The sequence below is a fragment of the Pseudoalteromonas sp. OFAV1 genome, from assembly GCF_021532595.1.
Taxonomy (GTDB): domain Bacteria; phylum Pseudomonadota; class Gammaproteobacteria; order Enterobacterales; family Alteromonadaceae; genus Pseudoalteromonas; species Pseudoalteromonas lipolytica_C.
In genome coordinates this window covers 21,096-34,171 of the sequence record NZ_JAKGBG010000026.1, presented here as the reverse complement: position 1 = coordinate 34,171, position 13,076 = coordinate 21,096, and the positions used below count along the sequence as shown (strand labels likewise).

Annotated in this window: 9 protein-coding genes; 1 reads left to right on the top strand and 8 read right to left on the bottom strand. The window is 41.9% G+C overall.

Going from position 1 to position 13,076, the window contains the following annotated elements; translation table 11 throughout:
- Nucleotides 1-310 precede the first annotated feature (310 nt).
- The 8 genes from fba to L1267_RS14480 form a co-directional block, all read right to left on the bottom strand.
- Entirely contained in the window at nucleotides 311-1,375 is a 1,065-nt protein-coding gene (fba, locus tag L1267_RS14515; RefSeq protein WP_063703260.1) for a class II fructose-bisphosphate aldolase, read from the bottom strand.
- A gap of 198 nt (nucleotides 1,376-1,573) precedes the next feature.
- Complete coding sequence (locus L1267_RS14510; protein WP_235383259.1) at nucleotides 1,574-2,749, bottom strand: phosphoglycerate kinase; 1,176 nt, start codon at nucleotides 2,747-2,749, stop codon at nucleotides 1,574-1,576.
- Nucleotides 2,750-2,791: 42 nt separating this feature from the next.
- On the bottom strand, nucleotides 2,792-3,808 hold the full coding sequence (epd, locus tag L1267_RS14505; protein WP_235383258.1) for an erythrose-4-phosphate dehydrogenase: 1,017 nt from the start codon (nucleotides 3,806-3,808) through the stop codon (nucleotides 2,792-2,794).
- Nucleotides 3,809-4,183: 375 nt separating this feature from the next.
- Nucleotides 4,184-4,645 carry a methyltransferase family protein gene (locus L1267_RS14500; RefSeq protein WP_199526297.1) on the bottom strand — a complete coding sequence of 154 codons (462 nt, stop codon included), beginning with the start codon at nucleotides 4,643-4,645 and terminating at the stop codon, nucleotides 4,184-4,186.
- Nucleotides 4,642-5,265 (bottom strand): 3'-5' exonuclease, encoded by a 624-nt coding sequence (locus L1267_RS14495; protein ID WP_235383257.1) that lies wholly within the window; start codon nucleotides 5,263-5,265, stop codon nucleotides 4,642-4,644. The genes L1267_RS14500 and L1267_RS14495 overlap by 4 nt, the downstream gene beginning before the upstream one ends.
- 8 nt (nucleotides 5,266-5,273) lie before the next feature.
- Entirely contained in the window at nucleotides 5,274-7,112 is a 1,839-nt protein-coding gene (locus tag L1267_RS14490; RefSeq protein ID WP_235383256.1) for a DUF294 nucleotidyltransferase-like domain-containing protein, read from the bottom strand.
- Nucleotides 7,113-7,231: 119 nt separating this feature from the next.
- Nucleotides 7,232-8,956: a sodium:solute symporter family protein gene (locus L1267_RS14485; RefSeq protein ID WP_235383255.1), complete on the bottom strand. Its 1,725-nt coding sequence runs from the start codon at nucleotides 8,954-8,956 to the stop codon at nucleotides 7,232-7,234.
- Between the two features lie 10 nt (nucleotides 8,957-8,966).
- Nucleotides 8,967-9,230: a DUF4212 domain-containing protein gene (locus L1267_RS14480; RefSeq protein ID WP_054551160.1), complete on the bottom strand. Its 264-nt coding sequence runs from the start codon at nucleotides 9,228-9,230 to the stop codon at nucleotides 8,967-8,969.
- A 386-nt stretch (nucleotides 9,231-9,616) separates the two neighbouring features.
- Here L1267_RS14480 and L1267_RS14475 point away from each other — a divergent pair, with 386 nt between their 5' ends.
- The gene (locus tag L1267_RS14475) at nucleotides 9,617-13,057 is read left to right on the top strand and encodes a PAS domain-containing hybrid sensor histidine kinase/response regulator (RefSeq protein ID WP_235383254.1); all 3,441 of its coding nucleotides are present in this window, start codon (nucleotides 9,617-9,619) and stop codon (nucleotides 13,055-13,057) included.
- The last annotated feature ends 19 nt before the right edge of the window (nucleotides 13,058-13,076 follow it).

Below are 13,076 nucleotides of genomic sequence, written 5' to 3'. Positions count from 1 at the left end.
CACGGATCACTGATCTACCAACTAAATCAGATCAGGATCAGGTTTTTACTAAGTTGATCAATCACAGATCAGTTTTTTACTTAGAGAGTACGTTAACTTGTTGATTTAATGTTAGGGCGATCAGCCCATTGTTTAAAAGGTGAACAAAGAAAAGCCCCTGATCAGTCTACAACTAGTAAAATAATGATCCGTGAAAGCCAAGGTTAGTAAAACACTGATCCTGAGGTGCATGAGTAAGTAAACCGATGATCCGTCTTGATCAAGGCAATAAAAAACCGGCAAAAAGCCGGCTTTTTCAACTTATTATCAATTACTTGATTTGTGGATCAAGTTCACCCGATAAGTATTTAAGGTGCATATCATCTAAAGAGATTGGCTTGATCTTAGCCGCTTGACCCGCAGTACCAAAGGCTTCGTAACGAGCAACACAGATCTCAGTCATTGCTTTCGTTGCTTCTGCTAAGTATTTACGTGGATCGAAGTTAGCTGGGTTTAAAGCTAAGTGACGACGAATAGCACCTGTTGATGCTAAACGAAGATCGGTATCGATATTTACTTTACGAACACCATACTTAATACCTTCGATGATCTGCTCTACTGGCACACCATAAGTCTCAGGGATTTCACCACCGTATTGATTGATCACTTCTAACCACTCTTGTGGCACTGAAGACGAACCATGCATTACTAAGTGAGTGTTAGGAATACGGGCATGGATCTCTTTGATGCGATCAATCGCTAAGATATCGTCTGTTGGTGGACGAGTGAATTTGTACGCACCATGTGATGTACCACAAGCGATAGCCAGTGCATCCACTTTCGTTTTACGGACGAAGTCAGCCGCTTCTTCTGGATCTGTTAGCATTTGATCCGTAGACAGTTTACCTTCTGCACCAACGCCATCTTCTTCACCTGCTTCACCTGTTTCAAGTGAACCTAAAACACCTAACTCGCCTTCAACAGACACACCACAAGCATGCGCCATTTCAACTGTTTGACGTGTTACATCAACATTATATTCGTAGCTTGAAGGGGTTTTACCATCAGACATTAATGAGCCATCCATCATTACTGATGAAAAGCCTAATTGGATTGAACGCTGACATACACCCGGTGATGTACCGTGGTCTTGATGCATTACAACTGGGATATGTGGCCATTCTTCAACGGCAGCTAAAATCATATGACGAATAAAAGGGGCACCGGCATAGGCGCGAGCGCCTGCAGAACCTTGTACAATTACTGGGCTGTTTGTTTTGTCAGCCGCTTCCATAATTGCACGCATTTGCTCTTGGTTATTAACGTTAAACGCAGGTACGCCATAACCATTTTCAGCTGCATGATCAAGAAGTTGTCGCATACTGATTAAAGCCATTTGGTATTCTCCAAATTGTATCGACAGTAGTTACCTACCATCTAGTTTGAACGGATATAAGTTATTTTTTGATGCATCACTGCATCGCGAGAAGCTGTCGCCTACCGTAATAGCTGTAAATAAAATGAGGGTGAGAGGTATTTTATAAACAGCTAAACCAGCGTAATTACTTAACAACTACGCTAGCTTTCGCACTAATTACTTAGCACGTTCTTCAAGCATAGCAACTGCTGGTAGTTTTTTCCCTTCTAAAAATTCAAGGAAAGCACCGCCACCGGTTGAAATGTAAGAAACTTTATCGGTAATGCCGTATTTATCAATCGCTGCAAGCGTATCACCGCCACCAGCAATCGAGAATGCATTTGAGTTAGCAATCGCATCTGCAATAGCACGTGTGCCGTTACCGAATTGATCAAATTCAAATACACCTACTGGACCATTCCATACAACGGTACCCGCATTAGCAATAATTTTTGCTAATTGGTTTGCTGTATCAGGGCCAATATCAAAAATCATGTCTTCATCTGTTACTTCAGTCACATCTTTTAGTGTCGCTACTGCAGATTCAGAGAATTCATTACCTACAACAACATCTGTTGGTACAGGAATTTCGCCATTATTCGCTTTTGCAGCTGCACTTAATTTGTTTGCTTCATCGATTAAATCAGCTTCAAATAAAGATTTACCTACTGGGTGCCCTGCTGCCGCGATGAAGGTATTAGCAATACCACCACCCGTTACAAGTTGATCAACCACTTTAGATAGCGAATCAAGTACAGTTAACTTAGTCGATACTTTAGAGCCACCAACGATAGCCACTAAAGGACGAGCGGGGTTATCAAGCGCTTTACCTAGTGCGTCTAGCTCGGCCGCAAGAAGTGGACCTGCACATGCAACATCAGCAAATAAGCCCACACCGTGAGTCGATGCTTGTGCACGGTGAGCCGTACCAAATGCATCCATTACGTAAACATCACATAATGCAGCTAATTTTTTAGACAGTGTTTCGTCATTTTTCTTTTCGCCAACGTTAAAACGCACGTTTTCAAAAACAACCACTTCGTTGTCTGCTACGTCAACACCATCAAGGTAATCTTTTTCAAGACGAACAGTTTGCTCAAGAGCATTATTTAAATAATCAACAACAGGGGCGAGTGAAAACGCTTCATCATATTCCCCTTCCGTAGGGCGGCCAAGGTGTGACATCACCATTACTTTAGCGCCTTTTTCTAACGCTAATTTAATAGTTGGTAATGCTGCACGAATACGTGCATCAGAGGTCACTTTACCTTCTTTTACAGGCACATTTAAATCTTCACGAATTAACACGCGTTTGCCGTTTAAATCTAAATCTGCCATTTTAATGACCGACATGGACTTCTCCTTAGTTAACGATACTAATATTATATTTATACATTATTGGCTTACAGCCATCATCGCACGCGCAGTGTCGAGCATACGATTAGCAAAGCCCCACTCATTATCGCACCACACTAACAACTTTATCAGTCGTTTATGACTAACACGTGTCTGAGTGCCATCTATGATACAAGAATGTGGGTCATGATTAAAATCTACCGATACCAATGGCTCTTCTGTGTAGCTTAAAATACCTTCAAGACGGTCTTTTGCTGCTAACTTAAGTGCTTGATTGACAGTCGCTAAATTCACATCGGTATTCACTGTTACACTTAAATCCATCGCCGTCACATTGATAGTTGGTACCCTAACAGCAATGGCCTCAAAGCGACTATGAAACTTAGGCAAAATGCGCTCAATACCACGCGCAAGCTTTGTATCTACCGGAATAATAGACTGGCTTGCGGCGCGAGTACGACGCAAATCATGATGATACGCATCAATCACTTGTTGATCATGCATCGAGGCATGAATCGTCGTAATGGCCCCAGATTCAATTGAAAATGCGTCATCTAACACTTTAATCACTGGCACAATACAGTTTGTGGTACATGAACCATTTGAAACAATCGTATGTTCTGCTTTTAGCTCATCATCGTTAATACCATACACAATTGTGGCATCAACATCAGCATCTGCTGGCTGTGAAAACAATACTTTTTTTGCGCCCGCAGCTAAGTGTAGCTCTGCATGTTCACGTGAGTGATACACCCCAGTACATTCAAGAACCACATCAATATCTAGTGTTTGCCAAGGCAGTTCTGCAGGGTTTTCTTCTGCAAATAAGGCTATAGAGTCGTTAGCAACCGTTAAAGTATCTTCGCCAAGATTAACAGGGAATGAAAAGCGGCCATGAGATGTATCGTATTTAAGGAGATGGGCAATGCCCTTTGGGTCGGCTAATTCGTTAATAGCGACAATTTTGAGTTGATCTTCAAGCCCAGATTCATACAGGGCACGGACGATATTGCGCCCGATTCGACCAAAACCATTAATTGCAAGTTTGATTGCCATGAAGAAGAAAATCCACTCTATTTGCTTGCAGATAAAGGCAGCTGCCTTTTAGATGGCGGTATTGTAATCGACCTTACACATTTTTATAAGAGGGCAAGGTAAATAAAACTACTTTAACAACCCTAGATGGCTCAATTTTGGTAATCGACCTGAAGAGTTTTTATAAGAGGTCTGCAAAAATAAAAATTGCTTAGTATGTTTTAGATGGCGCAGTTTTGGTAATCGACCTTTGAAGTTTTTATAAGAGGGCAAGGTAAATAAAACTACTTTAACAACCCTAGATGGCACAATTTTGGTAATCGACCTGAAAAGTTTTTATAAGAGGGCAAGGTAAATAAATCTGCGTTAGCAACCTATGTCTCTTTCTTTAATCCTTTATAGCCAGCGACGAACAGATTTTTTGTATTGCTGGTATGCTAATCCAAACTTCTCTGCCATAAACGTTTCTTCTGGCATAATTTGAAATCGATTCATATAAAGAATAAATATCGGCAGCATAATAAAACTCGCAATATTACCAAGATAGATTCCCCAACCAACTAGCATTAATAACATACCTACATACATTGGGTTACGGCTAAATTGATAAACACCACTGGTAACAAGACTTGCTGACTGTTCTGGAATTCGAGGGTCAACGGTCGTGCCTTGCTTGCGAAATTGATAAACACCTAATAAAGCAAACACCACACCTGAAAATGCAATGAGTAGTGCTACAAAAGATGCTGCAAAAAACGAGAAGCTAAAACTCGTAAACAACTCTGCTGTGCCCCACATCATCAACGCAATGATCAAAACCAGCGCAACTGGGGGCACTTTTAATTCTAACTGATTCACACAAGCTCTCCTACTTTCAATGCCTTACCACGACTAATTTGATGACACTGTGCTAAGAATAACTCGGCCGTTGCCATCGCATCAGTAAGGGCATGGTGCGAGCTGTAATGCGGTAAGTTGTAGCGCTTGCGACATTCGCTTAGTGTTAAATCATCGTGGCCAATTTCGTGGCCTTGCTGGTGCAGGCGTTTTTTTTCAATAACGAAGGTATCAAGAATTAAACGCGCCTTTGCATCTAAACCAAGCGTTCTGCACGCCTGTTTTAAGAACCCCCAATCTAGTGCCGCGTTATGAAACACTAGAATGCACTCACCAAAATGCTGATGCAGCTTGCCAAGAATGGTTTCGAGGCTCTCACCTGCAGCGATATCATGTTTAGCGATACCGTGATAAATCGGGCTTTGCTCTAAGCTTTGCACGTCTTTATTTATTAAGTGCTGCGCACCACTGAATTTGATGCACTGATCTTCTATCATTACCCACGCCACCGAAACAATTTCGTGCTGGCGAGGGTCAAGGCCCGTTAACTCCATGTCTATCACTACATAGCGCTCTTTATAGGCATCAGCTGCCAAAAGTTGCTTTCGCGCTAAATACCGACTTAACCAGCGTTTAACCATACCCTCTCCTATAAACTACCGCGAGCAAACTTAAATGCGGCGGCTTGCTGCGCCTGCTTAACCAAATAAAATGCTTCTTTTAATTGATGTCGCTCCAATGAATTCAACGCATTTGGGTTAATGCAGTTGCTAGGCAGCCCCTCTTCGTTAATTTGCGTGCCTAAACGCAGTTGAGTTAAAAAGCGCCAACAGTCTTTTAAGTTATATAGGTCATCTTTATTGAGTAGCGAAAATTTCATTAACGCGTCTATGCGCTCTTGGGTATTAGCGCGCTGAATACCCGCTTTGAGGGAATATAAACGCACTATGTCGTTAATGATCACCACACCGCGTTTTTTTAAGTCGAGATATTTATGCTGTTTATCGTCTTTTTCTAATTTGAACTGATTGAACAAACCAATGGGCACTGGGGTATTTTTAATGTCGCTCGCCATAGCCGCATAGAACAAGTCATTTTTAGAAATGCGTTTTAGCTGCTCACAAAAGCGTGTATATAAGGTAGTGGAACCTTCTATAAAACGTAAGTCAAAAAATATCTTACAATTGAGCATCGCCTCAGGTGTCGGTGAGGTGATCCACTTATGAAACTTTTCTGTCCAAGCATTAATGCCCATTCGACATTCTGCATTGCTCGCCATGATATTGCCAGGACAACGTTTTATTCCGCACTCAATTAAATGCTCACAGACATACTCGCCCATACGCTTAAAGTAATCTTGTTGTTCGTCCGTTAAATCATCAGGTAGTAACAAGCCATTATCTTGGTCTGAATGCAATGTTTGCTCTTCCCTTGCTTGTGAACCAAAACAAATAAAACTAAAGCTGGTTGGTGCCGCGCCATTATCTTCTTGGAACAAACGGATTAACCGCGAAGTCAGTGCATCGGTTAAGCCACTTAATAATTTACCAATCAAGGAGATGTCATCAATATTGTTTGAAAAGCCTTTTAACAAGCCGGGTATCTCTTGCGAATAACGCTTTAAATCTACCACGCTATGCGCTTTATAAATTCGTCCAATCAATTGCACTGGGTCGCTTTTTTGCTGACGCAGCAAATCTGTGCTGGTGAGCATACCAAGCGGTTTGTGATGTTCATCAAGCACAGGTAAATGGTGAATATTGTGCTTAAGCATTAAGTGCAATGCCGAAAACACGCGATTATTTTCAAAAATAAACTTGGGCTTACAGGTCATGATGCTACTTACTGACTCTTGAGGGTCAACCTCATCGGCCAATACGCGATTGCGTAAGTCTCTGTCGGTCACGACCCCAACGAGGCGATCATGCTCAGTTAGCATAATCGACGAAACACCATGCTGTTTCATTTTTTTAGCGGTTTGACGAATACTTGCCTCTGGCGCCAAAGTGACCGCTTTGCGATTCATCAATTCGCAAATTTTTTTCTCCGACCAACTGTCGTTTTGACTTTTATAATGAGACGACAATAAACGGTTTTTATGGGCGCGAACAAAGTATTGCTCAAACACCTTGTACTCTCGGCGTAAGTAATCAAATGCCGCTTGGTTTAGCATGTAAACAATGCCTTCCTTTTGCACTGAAATGCTATTTTGAATCGCTTCGCCAGTTAACAGTGACGGAAAACCAAAGTAATCGCCACCTGATAATTTAGTGATCACATCGCCTTTTGGGTCGACTAAGTCGTAGTCGCCAGAGCGAATTAAAAATAACCGTAAATTATCAGAGCTTAACCACTGATTTTGATTCTCTCGGGTCAGATAAATAATATCGAGATGATTAACAAAATACTCGCATGCAGCGCTATCTAGCTGATTAAACGGCGTTTGTTGCATCACAAATTGGGCGACTTCCTGTTGCTCGGTATTCATGGTCATTCTCGCAATAAAATAGAGACAATATCTACACTACCCCTGTTTTAAATAAATAAAAAGCCCGACTTAAGTCGGGCTTTTGATCTTCAAGAGTGTGTTCTCATAAAATGGTTTTATTAGTGCGCGTGTGCTGCGCTAGAACCTTTAGGGTTACGGATACCTTCAACCATTTCTTGGATTTCAACTGGTGTTTCAGCTGTTAGTTTAAGTACGATAGCTGCAACTACAAAGTTAACAATCATACCAACTAGACCGATACCTTCAGGTGAGATACCAAATAACCAGTGTGCCGGTGTATTCAATTCAGGGCTTACGAACTTGAAGTAAATAATATAAGCCGCTGTGAATGTAATACCTGTCACCATACCCGCAATCGCACCTTCTTTATTCATCTTCTTAGAGAAGATACCCATAATGATGGCTGGGAAGAAGCTCGCCGCTGCTAAGCCGAAGGCAAAGGCAACAACCGAGGCCACGAATCCAGGCGGGTTAATACCAAAGTAAGCTGAAATCACAATCGCTATCATCGCTGCTAAGCGCGCAGCAAGTAGCTCTTGTTTATCACTAATATCTGGTTTTAAGGTACGTTTTAATAAATCGTGCGAAACCGAGGTCGAGATTACCAATAGTAAGCCTGCTGTAGTTGATAGCGCTGCTGCGATACCCCCTGCTGCAACCAATGCTACAACCCATGCTGGTAAGTCTGCAATCTCAGGGTTAGCAAGTACCATGATGTCGCGGTCAACTTTAACTTCGTTAGCGCTGTTTGGATCATCAATCTTACCTGCTGAGTAGAACATTTTGCCGTCACCATTTTTATCGTTAAAGGTGATTAGGCCTGTTCTTTCCCAGTTTTTAACCCATGCTGGTGCTTCTGCATACTCTGTACCGCTACCGTCTTTACCGTTAATTGTATCAATCATGTTTACACGAGCGAATGACGCTACAGCAGGTGCTGTTGTATAAACGATTGCAATGAAAACAAGTGTCCATGCAGCTGAGATACGCGTGTCTTTAACACGAGGAACAGTGAAGAAACGAACGATTACGTGCGGTAAACCTGCAGTACCAACCATTAACGCACCTGTGATTGCGAATACATCAATCATGCTCTTCGAGCCTTCGGTGTATTGCGCAAAGCCAAGTTCAGTACTGAGCCCATCTAGTTTATCAAGCACAAACTGTCCTGAGCCATCGCTAAGCGTTGCACCAAAACCGGTTTGTGGGAAGAAGTGACCTGTCATCATCATTGAAATGAAGATTGCTGGAACAAGGTAAGCAAATACAAGTACACAGTACTGAGCTACTTGCGTGTAAGTAATCCCCTTCATACCGCCAAGTACAGCGTAGAAGAATACAATCACCATACCAATGTAAACACCGGTCTCAATATCCACTTCTAAGAAGCGAGAGAAAACCACACCTACACCACGCATTTGACCTGCGATGTATGTGAAACAGATAAAGATCGCACATAAAATCGCAACAACGCGTGCAGTTTGTGAGTAATAACGGTCGCCGATAAAATCTGGTACTGTGAACTTACCAAATTTACGCAAGTAAGGTGCTAAACATAACGCAAGTAGTACATAACCACCTGTCCAACCCATTAGATATACACCACCGTCATAACCCGCAAACGAGATAATACCCGCCATTGAGATAAACGATGCCGCACTCATCCAGTCAGCAGCGGTTGCCATACCATTTGCCAGCGGCGGTACACCACCACCTGCAACATAGAATTCATTTGTTGACCCCGCGCGGGCCCAGATTGCGATGCCGATATAAAGCGCAAAGCTTAAACCGACGATAATAAACGTGAGTGTTTGAACATCCATTGCTTAGCTCCTATTCGTCTACGCCGTATTTTTTATCTAACGTATTCATTTTGAAAACGTAAACAAAAATCAAAGCTACAAAGGTGTAAATAGCGCCTTGCTGGGAGAACCAGAAGCCGAGTTTAAACCCAAAGAAACGTATCTCATTGAGTACGTCTACTAGTAAAATGCCAAAACCAAATGAAACGACAAACCAAATTGCTAATAATTTAAATAGCAGTGCGAGGTTTTCCGCCCAATAAGCTTTTGCTTGTTCTTCATCTTTAAAAGCCATTTTTATCCCCTTATGCATTACAAAAAAGTAATGAGTGGTATTAGTTGTCATTAACTAAGTTAGCAAGGGTTCTGATTTATGGAATTGAGACCATAGTCGTAACAGTCAGTTTACGTTTACGTAAACTGTAAAACATCATTTGTTAATGAATGGTAAAAAACAATAATTAACAACAACTTAACCTATAAAGATAAATTTGCGAAATAGCGAAAATAGTAAAAACGAATGATCTGCGACATTAGTCTAATAACCGTGCGTAAAACATAACTTTCCATTTATTATCAACAACTTACTTTTTATTAATTTTTATTGCAAAAAATCTAGCCATCGAAATCGCGCATAATTCTGGTAAGGTAGTGTTATTACAATAATTACTGAATTTAAACATGACAGCTGCGCTTTTATTTGTTGCACTCGCCTATATTGGCGTGTTGTTTTGGTTGGCAAATTGGGGGGACAAAACCACTCCTCTTGCAAAAAGAATTAGTCACCATCCATTTGTTTATTCTTTTTCATTAGGCATTTACTGTACGTCTTGGACTTACTACGGTTCAGTCGGAACAGCCGCTACTAACAGTTGGAATTACTTACCGATTTTAATTGGTCCTGCGTTGCTATTTTTCTTTGGCCAAGGTTTTTTGCGCAAATTAGTTTTGGTAAGTAAAAAGCAAAATATCACCACGATTGCCGACTTTATTTCAGCGCGCTACGGTAAACGACAAACTACCGCCATTATGGTGACAATTATCGCTTTATTAGCGACGATTCCTTACATTGCTCTGCAATTAAAAGCTCTCAGTAGTAGTTTCTTATTACTACAAAACGATAGCCGTATTTCAGGCTCTATGTTGGCGTTATCTGCAACCTTAATCATGGCAATGTTTGCGATATTCTTTGGTACCCGCAAAGTGGATGTTACCGAATATCGCTCTGGACTGATGCTCGCTGTCGCTTTTGAATCTATGGTGAAGTTATTAGCTTTAGTCGCTGTGGCAGGACTTGCACTATACACTTTGTTTAACCTCAGTGAGGTACAAGCAGAGCAATTAACAGGTTCAGTTTGGCAGCATTGGCATAATTTTGACTTTTTTAGCTTCAACTTTATCGGCCAATCAATGATGGCGGCAGCAGCGATTATCTGTTTACCAAGGCAGTTCCATGTCACCGTGGTTGATAACCAAGATAAACGCCATCTTTTTACTGCTCGTTGGGCGTTTCCGTTGTATTTACTGCTAACTGCGGCAATGATTTTCCCTATTGCAACTGCCGCTATTCACCCTGGTATTGGCAGTGGATTTTCGCCCGACAGCTTTGTATTAGCCCTACCACTGATCCATGAAAATGCCTTCTTAACAACTTTTGTATTTATTGGTGGTCTATCAGCAGCCACGGCAATGATTGTAGTGGCTACACTCACCCTCAGCACCATGATCTCAAATGATGTGGTACTACCGTTAATGCTACGCCGTAAGTTTAAACGTAACCTCATTACCAGCAGCTATAAATCACAAATTTTATTAGTGAGGCGCTTCACCATTGCCGGTATTTTGATTTTGTCGTATTTCTACCAGCAATGGTTTGGTCATGGTAAAGCACTGGCAAGTATGGGGTTAGTGGCCTTTTCTTTGGTGTCGCAATTACTCCCAGCCATTGTTGGCGGCTTATACTGGCGAAAAGGCCACGCTTATGGCGTTTATGCCGGATTATTAGCAGGCTTCATTTGTTGGGTATTATTCTTAATGTTACCTATTTTAGATGCGGGTAATAGCCTAAATACGGAGCTGCAACAAACACTTATTACGCGTGGCACCCTAATCGCCTTGTTTGCCAATATTGGCTGTTATATTAGTTTTTCGCTCGGTGCAGATGAGCGTTTAATTGATAAGATTCAGGCAGCAGCCTTTGTTAACCCTAAAGAGCAAGCTGTATTCGCCAGACGCTTAAATAAAAACGTTAAAGCCACCGTTTACGACTTTAAAGTGCTGCTACAAACCTTTTTAGGCGTTCAACGCTCGCAACAAGTGCTGGCTCACTTTGCGTTGTCACATAACTTAGATGACAACAACGCACATCCAGACCCTGAGTTTATCGCTTATTGTGAGCGAGCCTTAACCGGTGTGCTAGGCGCATCTTCAGCACAAGCGCTGATCCACACGGTTGCCTCTGGTAAACGCATGGCATTTGAAGAAGTGGTTAACTTTTTTGATGAAACCACACAAGCACTGCAATTTAATCAAAATTTACTTTTCACATCCCTTGAGAACCTCAGTCATGGTATTTCGGTTGTTGATAAAGAACTAAATTTGGTTGCTTGGAATAAACGCTATGCCGAAATGTTTAACTACCCTGATGAGTTTCTGGAGGTTGGCCAACCTATTGAAGAAGTGATCCGCTATAACGCAGAGCGCGGTGAATGTGGTCCGGGTGAGGTTGAACGTCATGTAGAAAAGCGTGTACAGCATCTTAAAAACGGCACACCTCATCACTTTATTCGCCACCGCCGAAATGGCCAAGTATTTGAAATGATAGGTAACCCATTACCTGATGGCGGCTTTGTGACAAGCTTCTCTGATATTACTGTGCATATCGAAACGCAAAACGCCCTCGAAGAAGTTAACATGGATCTTGAAAACCGCATCGAAGCGCGTACCCAAGAAATACGCACCATAAATAGAGATTTACAAGCGCAAATCGATAGCCGAGTACAAACTGAGCAAGCACTTACTTTAGCCAAAAAAGAGGCAGAACAAGCTAATGACAGTAAAACGCGATTTTTAGCCTTGGCTAGCCACGATATTTTACAACCGCTGAATGCGGCGCGCCTATACCTTGCAGCTATTGATGATAAAACCCTTTCGAGCAACAACTTAAATAACTTTGAAAAGCTGGGTGCAAGCTTAGATTCAACGGTGCATTTGATGTCGGCGCTGTTAGAAATTGCCAAGCTCGAGCAAGGGGCAATGACCCCAACGCCACGTCATTTTAGTATTGATGACATACTTGCACCGCTAAAAAATGAATACGCCATTATGTCGAGTGAAAAAGGCTTAAAGCTTACAGTGCGTTCAAAAGGGACAATCGTACACAGCGATATCACCTATTTGCGACGAATTATTCAAAACTTGGTGTCAAATGCGGTTAAGTACACCGAAAGCGGCCGAGTTTTAATTGCGTGTCGCAAACGCAAACACCATTTACGTATTGAAGTTTGGGACACAGGCCCGGGTATAAGTGAAGTGGAGCAAGCAAAAATATTTAATGACTTCTACCGTATTGAAGCGGGCGATAACAAAGGAGTCGGACTTGGTTTAGGGGTAGTAAAACGGATGGTCGACTTGCTTTCGCTACGTATGGATGTCACTTCAACGCCCGGCAAAGGTAGCCGCTTTAGTATTGAAGTACCATATGGTGAAAGCCAATTTATTCAGCAAAAAGACACGCCTAAAAAAGGCGTTGAAAATCGCAGTGCAATGAACATTATTGCGGTTGATGATGATCCGGAGAATTTAAATGCTATGGCAAGTCTGTTGCAAAAATGGCAAGCCAATTATCAGCTCTTTGATCAAGTAGAAACTGTCATGGCCTATGCTAAAGACCACGGCGCACCCGATGTGATCTTAATGGATTATCAGCTTGGCCATGATTGCGATGGTATTACGCTAATTAAAACGTTAAGGGAAATTTGGCAAAGCCCAGTACCGGCAATTTTAATCACAGCAGTACGTGATGAAGCGCTAAAACAACAAACCAAAGCTGAGCAAATTCATTACCTTAGCAAACCCGTTAAGCCAGCTAAACTCAAAGCCCTGCTTAACCATAGCACTTAACACCATGCATTCCCTTTAT